Source organism: Mycolicibacterium insubricum (assembly GCF_010731615.1).
GTDB lineage: Bacteria > Actinomycetota > Actinomycetes > Mycobacteriales > Mycobacteriaceae > Mycobacterium > Mycobacterium insubricum.
Genome location: NZ_AP022618.1, coordinates 2,346,265 through 2,365,043 on the forward strand (window position 1 = coordinate 2,346,265; position 18,779 = coordinate 2,365,043).

General features: G+C 69.4%; 18 protein-coding genes and 2 pseudogenes. 8 read left to right on the forward strand and 12 right to left on the reverse strand.

Annotated elements, in window-relative coordinates; all coding sequences use genetic code 11:
- The first annotated feature begins 23 nt into the window (after positions 1-23).
- Positions 24-857: an SDR family oxidoreductase gene (locus tag G6N16_RS11255; RefSeq protein WP_083029668.1), complete on the forward strand. Its 834-nt coding sequence runs from the start codon at positions 24-26 to the stop codon at positions 855-857.
- Here the strand turns inward: G6N16_RS11255 and G6N16_RS11260 are convergent.
- Together G6N16_RS11260 and G6N16_RS11265 are read right to left on the reverse strand one after the other, a co-directional pair.
- Complete coding sequence (locus G6N16_RS11260; protein ID WP_083029669.1) at positions 854-2,152, reverse strand: HRDC domain-containing protein; 1,299 nt, start codon at positions 2,150-2,152, stop codon at positions 854-856. The genes G6N16_RS11255 and G6N16_RS11260 overlap by 4 nt on opposite strands.
- Positions 2,153-2,155: 3 nt before the next feature.
- Positions 2,156-2,737, reverse strand: a complete 582-nt coding sequence (locus tag G6N16_RS11265) for a DUF3000 domain-containing protein (RefSeq protein ID WP_083029670.1) — start codon at positions 2,735-2,737, stop codon at positions 2,156-2,158.
- Positions 2,738-2,808: 71 nt separating this feature from the next.
- Here G6N16_RS11265 and hemE point away from each other — a divergent pair, with 71 nt between their 5' ends.
- The 4 genes from hemE (at position 2,809) to G6N16_RS11285 (ending at position 6,787) form a co-directional block, all read left to right on the forward strand.
- Positions 2,809-3,870: a uroporphyrinogen decarboxylase gene (hemE, locus tag G6N16_RS11270; RefSeq protein ID WP_083029671.1), complete on the forward strand. Its 1,062-nt coding sequence runs from the start codon at positions 2,809-2,811 to the stop codon at positions 3,868-3,870.
- Positions 3,871-3,977: 107 nt separating this feature from the next.
- Positions 3,978-5,303 (forward strand): protoporphyrinogen oxidase, encoded by a 1,326-nt coding sequence (locus G6N16_RS11275; protein ID WP_083029672.1) that lies wholly within the window; start codon positions 3,978-3,980, stop codon positions 5,301-5,303.
- 37 nt (positions 5,304-5,340) lie between these two features.
- Entirely contained in the window at positions 5,341-6,033 is a 693-nt protein-coding gene (gene hemQ, locus G6N16_RS11280) for a hydrogen peroxide-dependent heme synthase (protein WP_083029673.1), read from the forward strand.
- A 7-nt stretch (positions 6,034-6,040) separates the two neighbouring features.
- On the forward strand, positions 6,041-6,787 hold the full coding sequence (locus G6N16_RS11285; protein ID WP_083029674.1) for a class I SAM-dependent methyltransferase: 747 nt from the start codon (positions 6,041-6,043) through the stop codon (positions 6,785-6,787).
- Positions 6,788-6,815: 28 nt separating this feature from the next.
- Here G6N16_RS11285 and msrB read toward each other — a convergent pair whose 3' ends face one another.
- Positions 6,816-7,241: a peptide-methionine (R)-S-oxide reductase MsrB gene (gene msrB / locus G6N16_RS11290; protein ID WP_083029675.1), complete on the reverse strand. Its 426-nt coding sequence runs from the start codon at positions 7,239-7,241 to the stop codon at positions 6,816-6,818.
- 101 nt (positions 7,242-7,342) lie between these two features.
- Here msrB and G6N16_RS11295 point away from each other — a divergent pair.
- A pseudogene (locus G6N16_RS11295) lies at positions 7,343-8,537 on the forward strand (IS30 family transposase).
- 42 nt (positions 8,538-8,579) lie between these two features.
- On the opposite strand, the gene G6N16_RS11300 reads toward G6N16_RS11295, so the two are convergent.
- Positions 8,580-8,783, reverse strand: coding sequence for a hypothetical protein (locus G6N16_RS11300; protein ID WP_163787791.1), 204 nt, complete (start codon positions 8,781-8,783; stop codon positions 8,580-8,582).
- A gap of 130 nt (positions 8,784-8,913) precedes the next feature.
- Positions 8,914-9,712 (reverse strand): annotated as a pseudogene (locus G6N16_RS11305) (hypothetical protein).
- Positions 9,713-9,930: 218 nt separating this feature from the next.
- Between G6N16_RS11305 and G6N16_RS11310 the strand changes: the two are divergent.
- Entirely contained in the window at positions 9,931-10,134 is a 204-nt protein-coding gene (locus G6N16_RS11310; protein ID WP_163787791.1) for a hypothetical protein, read from the forward strand.
- A 42-nt stretch (positions 10,135-10,176) separates the two neighbouring features.
- Here G6N16_RS11310 and G6N16_RS11315 read toward each other — a convergent pair whose 3' ends face one another.
- The 4 genes from G6N16_RS11315 to G6N16_RS11330 all read right to left on the reverse strand — a co-directional run bounded on the left by G6N16_RS11315 (position 10,177) and on the right by G6N16_RS11330 (position 15,153).
- Entirely contained in the window at positions 10,177-11,370 is a 1,194-nt protein-coding gene (locus G6N16_RS11315) for an IS30 family transposase (protein WP_163787790.1), read from the reverse strand.
- A 68-nt stretch (positions 11,371-11,438) separates the two neighbouring features.
- Positions 11,439-12,776 carry a glycosyltransferase family 87 protein gene (locus G6N16_RS11320; protein ID WP_083033969.1) on the reverse strand — a complete coding sequence of 446 codons (1,338 nt, stop codon included), beginning with the start codon at positions 12,774-12,776 and terminating at the stop codon, positions 11,439-11,441.
- 21 nt (positions 12,777-12,797) lie between these two features.
- A complete protein-coding gene (locus G6N16_RS11325) occupies positions 12,798-14,351 on the reverse strand; it encodes an alpha/beta fold hydrolase (RefSeq protein ID WP_083033967.1) in 1,554 nt (517 codons plus the stop codon).
- A 31-nt stretch (positions 14,352-14,382) separates the two neighbouring features.
- Positions 14,383-15,153 (reverse strand): pyrimidine reductase family protein, encoded by a 771-nt coding sequence (locus G6N16_RS11330; RefSeq protein WP_264025143.1) that lies wholly within the window; start codon positions 15,151-15,153, stop codon positions 14,383-14,385.
- A 35-nt stretch (positions 15,154-15,188) separates the two neighbouring features.
- On the opposite strand from G6N16_RS11330, the gene zapE reads away from it, so the two are divergent.
- Positions 15,189-16,226, forward strand: a complete 1,038-nt coding sequence (gene zapE / locus G6N16_RS11335) for a cell division protein ZapE (RefSeq protein ID WP_083032554.1) — start codon at positions 15,189-15,191, stop codon at positions 16,224-16,226.
- A 7-nt stretch (positions 16,227-16,233) separates the two neighbouring features.
- On the opposite strand, the gene G6N16_RS11340 is transcribed toward zapE, so the two are convergent.
- The 3 genes from G6N16_RS11340 to G6N16_RS11350 all read right to left on the reverse strand — a co-directional run bounded on the left by G6N16_RS11340 (position 16,234) and on the right by G6N16_RS11350 (position 18,662).
- Positions 16,234-17,259: a YncE family protein gene (locus tag G6N16_RS11340; protein ID WP_133052978.1), complete on the reverse strand. Its 1,026-nt coding sequence runs from the start codon at positions 17,257-17,259 to the stop codon at positions 16,234-16,236.
- A 327-nt stretch (positions 17,260-17,586) separates the two neighbouring features.
- Positions 17,587-18,156, reverse strand: coding sequence for a GNAT family N-acetyltransferase (locus tag G6N16_RS11345; protein WP_234805959.1), 570 nt, complete (start codon positions 18,154-18,156; stop codon positions 17,587-17,589).
- A gap of 5 nt (positions 18,157-18,161) precedes the next feature.
- On the reverse strand, positions 18,162-18,662 hold the full coding sequence (locus tag G6N16_RS11350) for a hypothetical protein (protein ID WP_083032559.1): 501 nt from the start codon (positions 18,660-18,662) through the stop codon (positions 18,162-18,164).
- Between the last annotated feature and the right edge of the window lie 117 nt (positions 18,663-18,779).

Here is an 18,779-nt window from a genome sequence, read left to right on the forward strand (position 1 = left end):
CTTGCGCGGTAGTGTCACATTTCGTGGATTCTGTAACGATCATCACCGGCGGTGGCGGCGGCATGGGCCTGGCGGTCGCGCGACTCCTCGCTCGCGAGGACGCCCTGTTGCTGGCCGACGTCAACGGTGACCGGCTCGCCGCCGCCCGTGACGAACTGGCCGACACCGCATTGCGGTACTGCGACATGACGATCGACGTGACCGATGCGCGCGCGGTCGAGGCGATGTTCGACGAGGCGGCCCACCTGGGCGTCCTGCGCGCGGTGGTACACACTGCCGGGGTGAGCCCCAGCATGGGCGATGCCGAATACATCATGCGCACCAACGCAATCGGCACCGTCAACGTCAACGAGGCGTTTCATGCCCGGGCGGGCGACGGCGCCGCGATCGTCAACGTCGCGTCGATGGCCGCCCACATGCTGCCCGACGAGATCATCCCCACCGCCGCGTTCCCGCTGGCCACCGAGGACCCCGAGGAGTTCTTGACGCAGATGCTCGCGGCGTGCGAGATCGCGCCCCCCGAGGCCCGCCCGGGACTTTCGTACGCCATCGGCAAGAGCTTCGTGAAGTGGTACAGCAGTGCGCAGGCCGAGCGGTTCAACGCGCGCGGCCAGCGCATCGTCTCGGTGTCGCCCGGTTCGGTCGACACGATGATGGGCCGGCTGGAGGAGCAGGCCGGAGCCGGTGCGATGGTCGCCGACGCCGCGGTGCCGCGCTGGGGGACCGCCGAGGAGATGGCCGCGCTGATGGTGTTCTGCGTGGGCCCGACGGCCGGCTACCTCACCGGCACCGACATCCTCAACGACGGCGGGGTGATCGCCTCGATGCGCGAACGCGCCCGCAAGGCCGCCGGTTAGGAACCGTCGGCGGGGGTTCCCTCGACCGGGGTCTGGCCGGACGGGGTCTTGTCGGCGCGGGTGAGCGCGTCGGCCAGCACCGGGACCGTCAGTTCCCGCTGCCAGGGCCGCGCGCCGCCGTCGCGCAGGAACACCTCGATGGCCGTGGTGGGTTCCGCCTGTGCCGACCAGTCCCAGCACAGCCGTCGCATCAGATCCGGCGCCAGGATGTTCTCCGTCGGCACGCTGACCTGCTCACTCACCCCGGTCAACGCCGCCCGGACCACCTCCAGCCGCGCGGCCGCCTCGGGTTTGCGACGGCTCCACCGCACCGCCGGCGGCGGCCCGCTGCTCTCCTCGGACGGCGACGGCAGGTCCGCGGTGGTGCGCCCCGCCGCCAGGGCGTCCAGCCAGGTTTGGGCCGAACGGCGCTGTTTGGGGCCGCCGAAGACCGGCAGCGCGGTCAGCGCGTCGACGGTCTTGGGGTCTTCCCTAACCGCGGCGATGATCGCCGAATCCGGCAGGATCCGGCTGGGGGCGACGTCGCGGCGGGCGGCCATCCGGTCGCGGGCCAGCCACATCTCGCGGACCTGCGCCAGGGCGCGGCGGTCGCGGATCTTGTGGATGCCGGAGGTGCGGCGCCACCGGTCACGGCGGGTCGGCGATCCGGTGAACCCCATCACGTGTTCGAATTCCTGTGCCGCCCAATCGGTTTTGTTCTGCTCGGCCAGCACGCCGGCGATCGCGTCGCGCAGCTCGATGAGCACCTCGACGTCCAGGGCCGCGTAGTTCAGCCAGGCCGGCGGCAACGGCCGCTTGGACCAGTCGGCCGCGCCGTGCCCCTTGGCCAGGCCCAGACCGAGCAGCCGGGACACCATCGTCGCCAGGTTCACCCGCTCGAACCCGGCCAGCCGGCCGGCCAGCTCGGTGTCATACAGCGCCGGCGGGCGCAGTCCCAGCTCGGCCAGGCACGGCAGATCCTGGTCGGCGGCGTGCAGGATCCACTCGTCGGTGCCCAGCACCTCGGCCAGCGGCGCCAGCACGGTCGACGGGTCGCCGCCGTGGTTGACCGGGTCGATGAGCACCGTCCCGGCCCCGGCCCGTCGGATCTGGATCAGGTAGGCGCGGTTGGAGTAGCGGAACCCCGACGCGCGTTCGGCGTCGACGGCAAACGGGCCCTTCCCGCCCGCCAGCGCCTCGGCGGCGTCGGCGATGTCACTGGGATACACCGAAACAGGGGGCACACCGCCGGCCGGGGCGGTCAGCGGTGTGGCTTCGGGGTCGGCGTCCGCCTGGATGTCGGGTTCGGGGGCCATCGGTCAGGCGCGGGATCGCGAACCCAGCTCGGTGACGCCCACCGGTGGCAGTCCCGCGGCATGCTCGAGCACCACGCAGAACGCCTGCACATGCGTGGCCAGCTCCAGGTCCGTCGCGGTCCACGATGCGCGCAGCTCCAGCTGATGGGCCCGCGGCGGCCCGGAGATGTCGCCGTAGCGCACCGAGGTGGTCGCGGTGACCGTCCCGCCGAGGGCGGTGTGCTGGTTCGGGCATTCGGCCAGGGCCTCGACCAGCCAACTCCACGCCACTTCCGGCAGCAGCGGGTCGACGGCCTCGCTGGGATCCAGATCGGCCTGGATGTAGGCCACCAGGCGCATGGTGCCGTCCCAGGCGTCGGACCCCTCCGGGTCGTGCAGCAGGATCAGCCGGCCGAACGCGTCACCCTCGGACTGCTCGGGAACCACCTCGGTGGCGGGGTGGCGGACCTCGGCGCCCAGGGCGTAGCTGAACGGCGCCAGCCGCTGCGGCGGGCGGATCGGGCCCAGCTCGATCTCCCGTCGCACCGTCGCGGCATTCATCGCCACGACGGCGTCGCGGAACTCGGCCGGTTCGACAGCGGTCACGAAAACGACGCTAGCCGCTCGCGCCCGTCCGGCGGCGCAGGCGCGCCGGGCTCATGGCAGCATTGCAGGCGATGACTACCCGACGTGAGCTGCCCGGATCGCCCTATCTGGCCGCGGTCGCCGGCCGCCGTCCCGCGCACACCCCGGTGTGGTTTATGCGCCAGGCGGGCCGGTCGCTGCCCGAGTACCGCGCCCTGCGGGCCAACCACCGCATGCTGGACGCCTGCTTCGACCCCGACCTGGTCACCGAGATCACCCTGCAGCCGATTCGCCGGCACGGCGTGGACGCGGCGATCCTGTTCTCCGACATCGTCGTTCCGCTGCGCGGCGCCGGTATCGACCTGGACATCGTGCCCGACGTGGGGCCGGTGATCGCCCACCCGGTGCGCACCGGCGCCGACGTCGCCGCGCTGGGCCGCCTCGACCCCGCGTCGATGGTCCCGGTGACCACCGCCGTCGGGCAGCTCGTCGGCGAACTCGGCCAGGTGCCGCTGATCGGTTTCGCCGGCGCGCCGTTCACCCTGGCCTCCTACCTGGTCGAAGGCGGACCCAGCCGCCACCACGAGCGGACCAAGGCGATGATGCTGGGCGAGCCGGCGACCTGGCACGCGCTGATGGAGGCGCTGACCGACATCACCATCGGGTTCCTGCAACTGCAGATCGATGCCGGTGTGGACGCGCTGCAGCTGTTCGACTCCTGGGCCGGCACCCTGTCGCTGGCCGACTACCGCAGTTACGTTCTGCCGCACAGCAGCCGGGTGTTCGCCGCGCTGGCCGGTGCCGGGGTGCCGATGACACACTTCGGGGTGGGTACCGCCGAGCTGCTCGGTGCGATGTCGGAGGCGCTGGGCTCGATCCCGGCGGGCATGGTCGGCGTCGACTGGCGCACCTCGCTGACCGCGGCCGCCGGCCGCGTCGGGCCCGGCCGGGCCCTGCAGGGCAACCTGGACCCGGTGGCGCTGCTGGCCGGCTGGCCGGTCGTCGAACCCGCCGCCCGCGCCGTGTACGACGACGGCCGGTCCGCGCTGGCCGCCGGTGCCGCCGGACATGTCTTCAACCTGGGCCACGGGGTGCTGCCGGCCACCGACCCCGGCGTGCTGACCGAGCTGGTGTCGCTGGTGCACACGCTGTGACACCCGCCCGGTATGGTCGCGGGCGGTCCCGGCTTCCCCTCGGCTCCGCGGCCACTCGCTCCGCTCCCGTCCACTCCTCCGAGCCTCGCCGAACCGCCCGGTATGCCGTGATCGGCGGTGGTATCTCGGGTCTCACGGCGGCCTACCGGCTGCGCCGGGCGGCCGGCGCGGGCACCCGGATCACCCTGTTCGACCCGGCCGACCGGCTCGGCGGCATCCTGCGGACCGAGACGCTGGCCGGCCAGGTCATGGACATCGGCGCCGAGGCGTTCGTCGTGCGCCGCCCGGAGGTGCCGGCGCTGCTGGCCGAACTCGGCCTGGCCGACCGGGTTCGCACACCCACCGGCGTGCGGCCCCTGCTCTACAGCCAGGCCCGGCTGCACCCGCTGCCGGCCGGCACCGTCAACGGCCTGCCGTCGTCGGCGGCCTGCATGACCGGCCTGGTCGACGCGGACACCCTGGCCCGGCTGTCGGCCGAACCGAACCGGCCGCTGAGCTGGAGCCCGGGTGCGGACGCGACCGTCGCCGAGTTCGTCGGCGACCGGTTCGGTCCCCAGGTCGTCGACCGGTCCGTCGACCCGATGATCTCCGGCGTCTACGCGGGATCGGCGGCCAGCATCGGCATCCGGTCGGCGGTGCCGGCCGTCGTCGCGGAACTGGACCGCGGCGCACCGAGCCTGACCGCCGCGGTTCGCGCCGTGCTGCCCCCGGGCGCGCCCGGACCGGTGTTCGGCGCCATCGACGGCGGCTACCGGGTACTGCTGGACGCGCTGGTCGCCGCCTCGGCCGCGACCTGGGTGCCGACGGCCGTCGAGCGGATCGAGCCGGACGGCGCGGGCTGGCTGGTGGTCGACGACGAGGGCGCCGCGCACCGCGCCGACGGCGTCGTGGTGGCCACCGGGGCTACGCCGGCCGCGGCGCTGCTGCACCGCGCAGCCCCGGCCGCCGCGGCCGCCGCACTCCGGGTACCGGTGGCCTCATCGGTGGTCGTCGGCCTGGCCCTGCCCGGTGGCACCCCGCTGCCCGCGCAGTCCGGGGTGCTGGTTGGGGCGGGAGAAGTGTTGCACGCCAAGGCGATAACGCTGTCCACCCGGAAATGGGGGCCGACCGGGAACGTCGAGCTGGTGCGGCTGTCCTTCGGACGGTTCGGCGACACCGTCGCGGCGAGCACCTCCGACGAGCGGCTGCTGGACTGGGCGCGCGCGGACCTTCAGACGGTGTTCGGCCTGCGGGTCGACCCCGCCGAGTCGATCATCGCCCGTTGGATCGACGCCATGCCGCAATACGGTCCCGGGCACGCGCAGCTGGTATCCGCGCTGCGCGCCGGTCTGCCGCCGGGCCTGGCGGTAGCCGGCAACTACCTCGACGGCGTCGGGGTACCCGGCTGCCTGGTGGCCGCCGGGCGGGCCGCGGCGGCGCTGGTCACCGGGTAGGCGGCTGCCGGCTTTACCGCCGTGGCAGCATGGGGATATGGCCCGTCTGGATTACGAAGCACTCAACGCCGCCACCCGCTACATGATGATCTCGGTGTTCGCCGTCGAACCCGGTGCGCTCGACGACAACCGGGCCGAGGCCATCGGCGACGTCACCGCCTTCTTCAAACAGCGCGAGGACGACGGCGTGGTGCTGCGCGGGCTCTACGACGTGGCCGGTATGCGCGCGGACGCCGACTACATGATGTGGACGCACGCCGAACGCATCGAGGACCTGCAGGCCACTTACACGGGCCTGCGCCGCACCCTGCTCGGCCGGGTCAGCGAACCGGTGTGGAGTGTGGCCGCCCTGCACCGGCCCGCGGAGTTCAACAAGAGCCACATCCCGGCGTTCGTGGCGGGGGAGCCGGCCGGTGACTACATCTGCGTGTACCCGTTCGTGCGGTCCCTGGAGTGGTACCTGTTGCCGGATGACGAGCGGCGCCGGATGCTCGTCGAACACGGCATGGGCGGGCGTGACTACCCGGACGTGCGCGCCAACACCGTTCCCGCGTTCGCCCTCGGCGACTACGAGTGGATCCTGGCGTTCGAGGGACCCGAGCTGGCCCGCATCGTTGAACTGATGTGGAAACTGCGCTACACCGACGCCCGCCGGCACGCTCGCGAGGAGACTCCGTTCTTCACCGGGCCGCGGCGCAGCGTCGAGGACCTGATCAACAACCTGGCCTGAGCGCGCCTTGGCCGAACTCCATCGGGATCGCCGCCGGGCGCTGTCGTTCGGCGCGATCGCCGACGCCTATGACCGGTTGCGGCCCCGCTACGCCGACGCGCTCATCGACGCGATCGCCGGTCCCGGGATGACCGCTCTGGACGTCGGTGCGGGCACCGGCATCCTGTCTCGGCAACTGCGTGAACGTGGCGTCGACGTGCTGGCGGTGGAACCCGATCCGGGGATGGCCGGTGTGGTCCAGCGCGCCGGCATCCCGGTGGAGGTGGCGACGTTCGAGGAGTGGGATGACCGCGGCCGCGCCTTCGACCTGGTGACCTTCGGGCAGTCGTTCCACTGGGTGGACGCCGAGGTGGCGGTGCCGAGGCTGGCTGGGCTGGTTCGTCAGCCGGGCAGGGTGGTGCTGCTGTGGAACAAGCTGCGTCCCAGCAGTCCGTCGAACGACGAATTGCGTGCCGCCAGCCCGGATTACGTCAACGTCGACGCCGTCAGCTCGGACCCGTCGCAGGCCGATGCCGCACTGGCCGAATTGCGCGGTCGGTTCACCGCCGCGGGGTTCTCGGTGACCGAGCGCGAGGACTCCTGGACCGAGACCCAGCCGGGCGAGCACTGGCTCGACCTGATCTTCACCTATTCGGCGCACTCGACGCTGCCCGAGGACCGCCGGGCCGCCCTGCGCGCGGCGCTCGCCGAGGTGATCGGCGAGCGCGACGTCACCATCGCCGCCTCGACGATCGCGCTGATCGCCCAGCGGTAGCCCGCCGCGCAGCAGGTGAGCGGCGCGGCTATGGCGCGGCGGGAACCAGCGTGAGACAAATCGAATTGATGCAATACCGCTGGTCGGTGGGCGTGGGATACCCCTCACCGGCGAAGACGTGGCCGAGGTGGCTGTGGCAGGAGGCGCACAGCACCTCCGTGCGGCGCATGCCCATGGTGTCGTCGGGCCGCAGGATCACCGCATCGGAGTGCGACGGGTCGAAGAACGACGGCCAGCCGCAGTGCGAGTCGAACTTCTCGGTGCTGCGGAACAATTCGGCGCCGCAGGCCCGGCAGTTGTAGACGCCCTCGGTGTGGGTGTTGGTGTACTCGCCGACCCCGGGCCGCTCCGTACCCGCCCGGCGCAGCACGGCGAACTCCTGGGGAGTCAGCTTTTCGCGCCAGTCGTCGTCGGACAGTTGGACCTTGGCCGGGGGAAGTTCGTCGAGAGGCATCACCCCAGGTTACCGCTGCCCCGACGTCAGTAATTCCGCGGTGAAATATCGCCCTTAGATTCATATGGTCATTGCAACGTCCCTGTTCAGGAAGGTTGCGTATGACTCCGGCTTATCCGCGTGCGATGCGGCGAGAGTTTTTCGATCGGGTGTGCCTGGGCGCGACGCTTCGTGAGGCCGGGTACCAGGTTGGCGTGTCAATCCAGACCGGTTGGAGGTGGTGGGATGAAGCTGGGTCGATGCCCTTGCGATGCGGAACGGGTTCGGCCACGGGTCTGGCTGAGCCTGGTGATCCTGACAGGCCAGGTGGGTATGGGCATCGACTCAGCCTCGATGAGCGCATCGCGATCATGCGCGGCCGCGACGCTGGGCAGACGTATCAGGAGATTGCTGAGAAGATCGGCCGTGACCGTAGCGTCGTGTGGCGCGAGGTACAGCGCAACCGCAACGCCGACGGCGATTACCACGCTGGGATGGCACATTCTCGTGCTGCCCTGAAAGCCAAGCGGCCCAAGGAATTCAAGCTTCAAGACCGCGCATTGTGCGCCCAGATCGAAAACTGGATGGACGACGGGTGGAGTCCGAAGCTGATCGCCGATGTGTTGGCCCGCGACCACCCGGATGACAAGCTGGCGCAGGTGAGCCACGAAACGATCTACCAGTGCCTCTACGTGCAGGGACGGGGCCAGCTGCGCGCTGATCTGAACAAGTGCCTGTCGACTAAACGTGCCGCGCGCAAGTCCCGGGGACATCAGGAGCGCCGCGGCAAGTTCCACGATGTGTACACCATCCGCGACCGCCCGGCCGAAGCCGAAGACCGGGCGGTACCCGGGCATTGGGAAGGTGATCTGATCCTGGGGGAAGGAGTGCGCCAGCGCGATCGGCACGCTGGTGGAGCGCAGCACCCGGTTCACGATCCTGCTGCACCTGCCGGTCGACCACACCGCAGAGTCAGTGGCCACGACGATGATCGAGGCCATGAGCGACCTGCCCCAGCATCTGCGTCGCACCATCACCTGGGACCGAGGCGCGGAGATGGCTCGCTGGCGCGACATCGACATGCAGCTGCAGGCCCCGGTCTACTTCTGCGATCCGCATTCACCGTGGCAGCGCGGCAGCAACGAGAACACCAACCGACTGCTGCGGCACTGGTTCGAAAAGGGCGCTGACCTGTCGAAATTCACCAAGGCCGACCTCAAGCGGGTCCAGGACACCCTCAACAAACGACCCCGGCCCACCCTCGACCTCGACACCCCCGCCCAACGGCTCGCCGCCCTGCTCAACGACGCCGCCTGACCCCGGGCAACCAAGGCCCACCCACGGCTCGCCGCGAGTGGCTCAGAAAGGCCGCTTGCCGGGTGCCAGGGGAGGCGCGGAACCGACGGCCGGCTCCCAGTCCTTGAAGTCATCGGGCCAGAGGCTGGTGCGGCTGGACTCGTCGTAGAAGCCAGACTCCTCGCCACCGCGGAGCATCTCGGCGTTGCGCCGTGCACGTTCCTCAGCATCGGGCACCCCAAGACACGCGTACGGGTGCTCGGCCATCAAGTGATGACTCCCTTGCCGCCGCCCTTGCACGCGCCCAGCGTATGCCCAATCACCGGCCCTTGATCACCACGAGAGCAGCGATGTTGCACTAACCGCTTGACAATGCCGCCGGAAAATCGCCATGCGCTTACCGGCGCCGGAACTCGGGGGCTGGCCACGGCCCGGGCCGACACGGTTCTCCTACGCTCGCTCGCGACGCCCAGGCCTTTGCCAACCTGCCCAGAATCGCGGCCTCACCGTCGTGGCGCGTCACCCGGATGACGATCCACCCCATCTCGCGCATCGCATCGATCCGCCAGATGTCGTGGCGAAGCCGCTCGATATCGGTGTGGTGCAGGCCCTCGTATTCGTAGGCGATCTTCTTGTCGCGCCAACCTCCGTCGGCGTGGCCGATCAGCATCCCGAACTCGTTGTGGATGGGGCACTGCGCCTCCGGCCAGGGGTAGCCCGCGGTGAGGAAGAGCAGCCGCAGCCAGGTCTCCTTCGGCGACTCCGCGCCCGGGTCCACCAACGCGAGTGCCTCGCGCGCCCGGACGATCCCTTTGCGACCGCCGTACCGGGGCAGGGCCGCAGTCAGCCCCTCGCGGGTCAGCCGGGTTGCCCGGGCGAGCGCGTCGATGGCGGGGATCGACGGCGTCGCCCCACGCGACGATCCCCCGCTCTGGGTGGTGGTTGCCGTCGTCGATATAGGCCGGTCGGCTCGGATCGATCCACCGTGCTCCGTGGAGTGCGGCCGCGGAGAAGCCTGCCAGCACGCCGCGGCGCCGCGATCGCACCCACGCAGCCCTGGCGCGCAGCACCGCCGTGGGCCGTATGTCGACACCGACGTAGATCCCCTTGTGGATGGCCCGGAATCGGGTTCGCAGCCGGTGCCGCGTCAGCTGCCCGGCGGCGAGGGCCTCGGCACCGATGAATGGTTCCTCCATGCCCGGAATTTTGCTCTCGGCATCCGGTTGTCACACTTCACCGATCAGCGGCGGTGGAGATCCTGGCGTCCGCGCTGGACGCCAGTAAGCCTGTGGCGAAAAATCGCCGGCATTGTCAAGCGGTTAGTGCAACATCGCTGCTCTCGTGGTGATCAAGGGCCGGTGATTGGGCATACGCTGGGCGCGTGCAAGGGCGGCGGCAAGGGAGTCATCACTTGATGGCCGAGCACCCGTACGCGTGTCTTGGGGTGCCCGATGCTGAGGAACGTGCACGGCGCAACGCCGAGATGCTCCGCGGTGGCGAGGAGTCTGGCTTCTACGACGAGTCCAGCCGCACCAGCCTCTGGCCCGATGACTTCAAGGACTGGGAGCCGGCCGTCGGTTCCGCGCCTCCCCTGGCACCCGGCAAGCGGCCTTTCTGAGCCACTCGCGGCGAGCCGTGGGTGGGCCTTGGTTGCCCGGGGTCAGGCGGCGTCGTTGAGCAGGGCGGCGAGCCGTTGGGCGGGGGTGTCGAGGTCGAGGGTGGGCCGGGGTCGTTTGTTGAGGGTGTCCTGGACCCGCTTGAGGTCGGCCTTGGTGAATTTCGACAGGTCAGCGCCCTTTTCGAACCAGTGCCGCAGCAGTCGGTTGGTGTTCTCGTTGCTGCCGCGCTGCCACGGTGAATGCGGATCGCAGAAGTAGACCGGGGCCTGCAGCTGCATGTCGATGTCGCGCCAGCGAGCCATCTCCGCGCCTCGGTCCCAGGTGATGGTGCGACGCAGATGCTGGGGCAGGTCGCTCATGGCCTCGATCATCGTCGTGGCCACTGACTCTGCGGTGTGGTCGACCGGCAGGTGCAGCAGGATCGTGAACCGGGTGCTGCGCTCCACCAGCGTGCCGATCGCGCTGGCGCACTCCTTCCCCAGGATCAGATCACCTTCCCAATGCCCGGGTACCGCCCGGTCTTCGGCTTCGGCCGGGCGGTCGCGGATGGTGTACACATCGTGGAACTTGCCGCGGCGCTCCTGATGTCCCCGGGACTTGCGCGCGGCACGTTTAGTCGACAGGCACTTGTTCAGATCAGCGCGCAGCTGGCCCCGTCCCTGCACGTAGAGGCACTGGTAGATCGTTTCGTGGCTCACCTGCGCCAGCTTGTCATCCGGGTGGTCGCGGGCCAACACATCGGCGATCAGCTTCGGACTCCACCCGTCGTCCATCCAGTTTTCGATCTGGGCGCACAATGCGCGGTCTTGAAGCTTGAATTCCTTGGGCCGCTTGGCTTTCAGGGCAGCACGAGAATGTGCCATCCCAGCGTGGTAATCGCCGTCGGCGTTGCGGTTGCGCTGTACCTCGCGCCACACGACGCTACGGTCACGGCCGATCTTCTCAGCAATCTCCTGATACGTCTGCCCAGCGTCGCGGCCGCGCATGATCGCGATGCGCTCATCGAGGCTGAGTCGATGCCCATACCCACCTGGCCTGTCAGGATCACCAGGCTCAGCCAGACCCGTGGCCGAACCCGTTCCGCATCGCAAGGGCATCGACCCAGCTTCATCCCACCACCTCCAACCGGTCTGGATTGACACGCCAACCTGGTACCCGGCCTCACGAAGCGTCGCGCCCAGGCACACCCGATCGAAAAACTCTCGCCGCATCGCACGCGGATAAGCCGGAGTCATACGCAACCTTCCTGAACAGGGACGTTGCAATGACCATATGAATCTAAGGCCGGAAAATCGCCCTGGGCTTACTGACGGGGGGAAGTTGAGGGCGTGTTCTCTGGTACGTCCGCATCCTCGGGAGGGGCCGTCATCCACGGCGGGTCGATACCGTCATCGAGCCGGCCGGCCTCCTTGGCGTCCAGATACCGGAAGAACAGGACGCAGAACACCACCACCATCAGCAGCGACCAGCCGTAGGTGATCTTCATATACTCCAAGAACCGGCCCGTGGTCGGCCAGCGCCACATCAGCCAGCGATCCATCGTCATGAAGCCGTACACCGCCAACCACGAGGGCCAGTTGCGCAGCACCGAATTCGGCAGCACCACTGTCATCAGGAACGGGAACAGCATCATCGAGTAGTAGCCCTGCGCCAGCGACAACACCAGCCACGACGTGGTCAGCAGCACCCCCGACGAGGTCAGCATCCAGAAGCGCTGATCACGCTCGCGGTAATACCGATACAGCAGCCACAGACTGACCGCGCCCAGCACGACGAACAGCAGCCGCAGCCCCAGCAGCATCGCGTGCGGCAAGCCGTAGTAGATGCCGTTGCCGGTGATCGACGAGTTGAAATAGTCCCGCGTCTGGAAGATGTAGGGCACGGTGTTGTGGACGAAGCCCATCGGGTCCGCCGACAGCGGCCATGCCACCGCGTTGAACACCACCGGCACCCCCAACGCCGCGACCAGAGGCCGCCACTGCCGGTTGAGCAACGGCAGCAGCAGCAACACGATCAGAACCGGCTTGAGCACCAACGTCAGACCGATCGCGACACCGGCCAGCCACTGGCCGCGGTTGGTGCCCCGCAGCAACCAGGTGAAGAACAGCACCTCGGCCAGCAGCACACAGCCGTTGACGTTGGTGAACACCAGGGTGTTGGTCACCGATTCGGTGCAAAACATAGCCAGCAGCAGCGCCGGCAGTGCCACCGAACTCAGCCGGAATCCGAAGAGTCGCACCAGCACACACGCCGCGACGATGATCGCGACGGTATTGATGGCGATGAACCAGTTGCGCGACGCGAACTCCGGCAGGAAGCCGAACGGGGCCAGCAGCAGCGTTCCGCCCGGCGGATACAGGTAGTGCGGGTCGACGTAGTTGAAGTGCTCGTTGTAGATGACGATGCTGCGTCGGAAATTCGACACCGCCCGGTACACCGGGGCGAAGTCATTGGTCACCGCGCCCCAGGTGGACAGCACGTAGGCGCGGTGGATGATCGACATGATGGCAAGCGGCCAGAGCGCCAAGCGCACCACGCTCGCGGTGTCCATCGGGGTGGTGCGCGGCCGGAACGGGGCCAACAGGGTTCTTCGCACCGACATGGGTTTCGAATCGGCAGCCGTCACGTCCGCACCGTACACCGCGGCGCGGGCGGGCCCGTGTCAGGCGGGGCAGAACGTGTCGGTGTCGGGCAGCTTCCCGTCACCGATGTAGCTCAGCGCCGAATTCATGGCGCAGCCCGAGTTCACGATGGCGCCATTGCCGATGCCCTGCCACATCACCCGTCGGTTGCCGGCGCCGGCGTTGATCACCGCCGCCGCGGTGGCGGCCACCCCGTCGGATCCGATGACCGGGTTGTTGGCCACCCCCAGCAGCAGTACGTCGACCTTGAGTTCCTTGGGCTCCTCGGGCACCGAACCGCTGGGCCAGTTCAGGCACTTGACCAGGTCGAGAGCGGTGACGGCACCGGTCTGCGGATACTTCTTGCCCCAGGCGACGACGAGCTCGCGGACCCGGTCGGGCGTCGGGCGGTTCAGTGCGTCCGAGCAACGGTTGATGAACGCCCCGTCGTCGGAGCGGGCCTCGGCGGCCTGCACCAGGGCATCCAGCCCTCCGGGGTCACCGTTGCGGGCGGCGGCCAGGGCGTTGGCCAGCCGGACGGTGTTCTCCGGACCGGTGCCCACCGGGTAGCCCAGCGCGTCGACGATCGCGCTGACCAGTGCGGCCGCGGACACGCCGCCCGGGCCGCGGCCGTGCTGCGCGTCGGTGATCAGCGCGCTGACGGCGCCCTTCGGGTCCGGTCCCAGGGCGCAGTTGACGGCCGCGCACTGGGTGGCGAATGCATTGATGGAGGCCTGGGCACCCGCGGCGGACTGCTCGGCGGCGGCCTCGGCGCTGATCGCCAGCGGCAGCGGCGAGTCGAGCACCAGCCGGGCCACCTTGTCCGGATGCGCGGAGGCGTAGCTGAGCGCCACCTGGGCCCCGTTGCCGACGCCGATCAGCGCCAGCGCCGGAACATCCCAGGTGCTGCGCAGCTTCTCCAGGTCTTCGGCGGCGTGGGCGTTGTTGTACGCCGAATCTCCGGGGGAGATGGTGTCGGTGCAGTTGGTGGTGGCGGTCATGGTGACGGCGCCGAGCTTGGCCACCGGGTCGTCGCCGGACTCGAACTGGGCCTGGTCGAACATCTCGGCGCGCTCGAACGGATCCCGGCAGGTCACCGCCTGGGACCGGCCGGTGCCGCGACGGTCGAGGGCGACCACCGGATGGCTCTTGAGGATGTCGGTGCCGCTGCGGGTCAGCCATACCGGCAGCTGTTCGGAACTGGGCAGATCCGAGCCGGTGGTGAACACGACCGGGCCGGCGTCAGCGGGGGTCTGGGCCGATCGGGCGCGCACCGCACCCATGGTGATCTGGCCCTTGGTGCCGTTGATCGGGTCCAGTGGCGCCTCGAAGGTGGCGCACTCCAGGGTGACGCCGGCCGGAGCCCCGGTGACGGTCGGGCCGGTGCACGGGCCCCAGGACAAATCGTTGTTGGGCGGGGTGATCCCCGGGGGGCCCGGCGGGGGAGTGTCGGTGTGCTGGACCTGGGCACCATGGCCGCCGGAGTCGGTGGCGTATTCCGGCGCGACGGTCAGCCCGGGGGCGCACGCGGTGGCCAGCAGTACCGCGGCGAACACGGCGGGCGGGAGGACGGCCCGTCGGGCGCGGCGACTCATGCTGCCAGCCTAGCGAGGGTGTCGCAGACCCTCATGCACGTACATAGCGGGTGTAGAGGTAGCCGGCGTCGTCGGCGATCAGGTGAGCCCGGGTGTAGCCGGCGTCGATCTGGCCGGGACCGGTGGCGATGCGCCGGGCCGAGCCGCCGACCAGCGTCGGCGCGATCGTCAGGCACAGTTCGTCGAGCCGGTCGGATTCGATGAACGCCGCATGCAGCGTCGGGCCGCCCTCGGTCAACACCCGCAGCAGGTCCTTGGCCGCGAGCCGGTCGAGCACCACCCCCAGGTCGACGGTTGCGGTGTCCCGGTCCGAGCAGGACAGCACGTCGGCGACTCCGGACAGTCGGCTGCGGGTGTCGACGGCGACGTCGGCGCTGGTCAACACGATCGGGGTGACCTCGGAGGCGGTGAACACCTTCATGTCCCGGTCCAGCCGGCCACTCGCCGTGACGATCGCGATCGGCGGCAGCTCCGCCTGACCGCGCCGCTGCCGGGCGGCCCGGGCTGCCGCCGAGAGCACCGCGCCGCCGTAGTGCTCCATCCGGACGGTGCCCGCGCCGACGAGCACCACGTCGGCCAGTTCGCGCAGCACCTTGAACAGCGCCCGGTCTCCGGGGCCGGCGAGACCGCCGGAGACGCCGTCGAGGGTGGCGCCGCCATCGAGGCTGGTGATGAAGTTGGACCGCACCCAGCAGCGGGACAGCGGCTCGGGGTAGGCGTAGAGGTCCGGCAGTGCGTCGGGCGAGACGGTGTCGGTATCGCCGAGCAGTGTGAGTTTCGTCCCAGCGTCAGGTTCGGCCACAGGAAAGATTGCAGCACGTCGATACAGTTCTGGCCATGCCCGCTCCCGCCCACCTGACAGATCGGCACCCCACGGTTTCCCCGGAGCGGCTGATAGCCGGGCTGGTTCCGCCGCCCACATTCGCCGATGTGAGCTTCGACAGCTACCGCCCGGATCCCGGCGAGCCGACCCAGGCCGCCGCCGTCGGGTTCTGCCGCCGGTTCTGTGAGGAGGCCGCCAAACAGCGCGAGGGCAAGCGCAAGATGTTCGGCAAGCGTGAGCCCGGCACCGGCGTCGGTCTGTACCTCGACGGCGGGTTCGGCGTCGGTAAGACCCACCTGCTGGCGTCCATCTACTACACGCTGGCCGCCGGCCCGGCGCCCGCGGCGTTCGCGACGTTCGGCGAGCTCACCCAGCTGGCCGGGGTGTTCGGCTTCACCGAGTGCATCGACCTACTCGCCGACTACGCCGTGGTGTGCATCGACGAATTCGAGCTCGACGACCCGGGCAACACCACGCTGGTGTCCCGGATGCTGTCGCAACTGGTCGAGCGCGGGGTGTCGATCGCGGCGACGTCGAACACCCTGCCCGAGCAGCTCGGCGAGGGCCGCTTCGCCGCGCAGGACTTCATGCGGGAGATCAACACACTGTCGGCGATCTTCACCACCGTGCGCATCGAGGGCCCGGACTACCGGCACCGCGGACTGCCGCCGGCGCCTGAACCGCTGAGCGACGACGAGGTGACCGCCCGCGCCGCCGCCGTCGACGCGGCGACGCTCGACGACTTCGACGCGCTGTGCGCGCACCTGGCGACCATGCACCCGTCGCGCTACCTGGCGCTGATCGAAGGGGTGTCGGCGGTGTTCATCACCGGCGTGCACGCGCTGGACGACCAGAGCGTGGCGCTGCGGCTGGTGGCCCTCACCGACCGGCTCTATGACGCGGGCATTCCCGTGGTGGCGTCGGGGGAGAAGCTGGACACCATCTTCAGCCCGGAGATGCTGGCGGGCGGGTACCGCAAGAAGTATCTGCGCGCCACGTCGCGCTTGCTCGCCCTGACCGCCGCGGGGATGGAGCTGCCGGGGCCGGCATAGCGGGCGGTCAGCTTCCGGGGGTGCCGATGATGGTCAGGGTGCTCGACTTGTTGTTGGCCACGTAGATCCTGTGTTGGGCGGTATCGACGACGACGCCCAGCGGGTCGGTGGTGTCGATGGTCCGCAGGCTGCGCTGTTGGGCAGGCTGCACGATAGTGACGACGTTCGCGTACGGGTTGGTGGCGAACATCAGGCCGTATTCGGGGTCATAGGCTTGGTAGAACAGGTCACGGGGAAGGTAGAAGTCGTTACCGGAACGGCCCGCGACGTCGACGACGCACATGTTGCTGCCGCTGAGGCCGATGGGATTTCCGGCCCCGTCGAAGATCATTGCGCTCAGTCCTCTGCAGTCGATCGGGAAGTCCGCGATTTCCTCTCCCGAGGTGGAGTCGAGCACCGTGAACGCGGTGTTGTACGAACCACTGCCGGTGGAATAGCTGTAGTAGGCGCGGTGACGCTCGCCATCGACGCCGATACCGTCGAATGAGGCGTCACCCGAGGTCGGCACGGTGAACAGCGGCTGCCGGGTGTTGGTGTCGACAACGGAGAGGGTATTGCCGGACCGTGGGACAACCCAAAGTTGATGATTGACGGCATCGACGACGAAGTCATCCCAACGCCCGCTTGTCGCGATGGATCCAACGACGCTTCTGGTCTTCAGGTCGATAACGGCGATTTCCGTGGAATTCGCGCCGGTGGCATGGGTGACGAACAGTGATCCCGCTCCGGGATCGATGCCGACGGCTCCCAGGTCGCCTCCGACGGGGATCGTCGCAACGACGGACTGGGCGTTGACATCGACAACGGAGATGGTCTTCTCGGAGTCGTCGTATCCGGTCCCTGTCGCGCCGGAAACGGTGTACACCAACCCGGTGCCCGGGTCGTACACGACCCCGTGCGGGCGCTTGCCGACCGGGATCACGGCGAGCACCTGCAACCCATTGGCGAAATCGGTGATCCGCTTGGCTTCCCGCTCTGCGGTGTAATTCCGCCAGAACGCGATGCCGCCGGCCGCCAGCGCGATGACCACCACGACGGCGGCGCCGGCGATCAGCCGTTTCTTCAGCTTGGGTGAAAGCGGCTTGCGTTCCTTGGGCTTTCGCGGTGGGCGGGGAGGCGGGCCGTACATCGGCGGCCCGAACGGTGGCTGCCCGAACGGGGGTTGCCCGTACGCCCCGGGTGGTCCGTAGCCGGGAGGTGCCTGGTATCCGGGTTGCGAGTAGCCCGGGTACTGGCCCTCGGGATAGCGGGCGGGCGGCGGGTAGCCGCCGGGTCCGGGTGGTTGTGGCCCGTAGCCGTACGGCGTGCCCGTCATCTCGTATTCCCCCTGAAAACTCCGGCCGCCGAAATTCCCGACCGGTCACCGGACTTGCTGCTCGTACCCTACCGATCGCCGCGCGCGAGATCCGAGCGGTCGGGCCAGCACGAAGTCCTGCTCGACGTGCCCGCCGAGGGCAAAGGTGCGGGTGCCGCAGACGGTGAAGCCGCTCTTGCGGTAGAACGCCTGCGCGCGGGCGTTGCGCTGATTGACCCCGAGCCAGACGGAGGCCAACCCGTCGTAGCGGGCGGCGTCGATCGCGGCTGCCATCAGCGCCGTGGCCACCCCGGAACCGTGCGCGTCGGCGCGCACGTACATCTTCGACAGTTCCATCGTCGGCCGTCCGGGAACCGACTGTGCCACAACCGGATCGGTGGGCTCGCCGCGGATCAGCATGGTGTATCCGAGGATTCGGTCACCGGAGCGGGCGGCCAGCACGGTGCAGTCGGCATCGGCCAGATAGCCGGCGAAGTGCTCGGCGCCGAGGTGGGTGGCGATGTACCCGGCGACGTCGTCGTCGGGAACCGTTGGGGGACAGGCCAACGGGAACGTCTCAGCGGCCAGTTCGGCCAGCGCCGCCACGTCGTCGATCCCGGCGGGGCCGACGGTCACCGGGCCTACAGATCCCACTGGGCCAGGTGGAACCCGGTCTGCCGATCGGTCAGCACCACGTGGTTGACCAGATCGCGGTAGCAGTCCCAGAACACATAGCCGGTCACCGTCGACCCCTGCGGGGCGTTGAGCAACGCGTACTGCAGCGCGTCGGGGGCATCGCTGTTGCGCGGCTGGTACGCGTCACCGGTCGGGGTCACCCCGTTGAAGACGAACGTCGTCGCCATCGAATGCGGGTGCGGAACCTTGACGGCCTGGATCACCACCCGGGCCTTCCACACCTCCTCGCGCGGCCACTTCGGCGGGTTCCCGAAGCCCGGCGGCACCTCGGACTGCTCGACGCTGACGACGGTGACGTCGGCGACGATGCCCTGGGCGTCGTTGACGACGCGCAACGTGTCGGCGAGGTGCCCGATCGGGGCGTCGGTGGCAGTGGCGGTCCCGGCGCCCAGCGTCGCCGCGACGGTGGCGAGCGTGATCAACAGGGACAGACAGCGTCGGCGCATGTCAGGGATGATCCCACAACCCGGCCGGGGTGTCCGGCGACCGCCGGTGATCCGCCGAGCCGTGGCGCCGGCGAAGCGGCGTTAGGATCACCGCGCCGGTCCGCGTCCGGCGGTTGA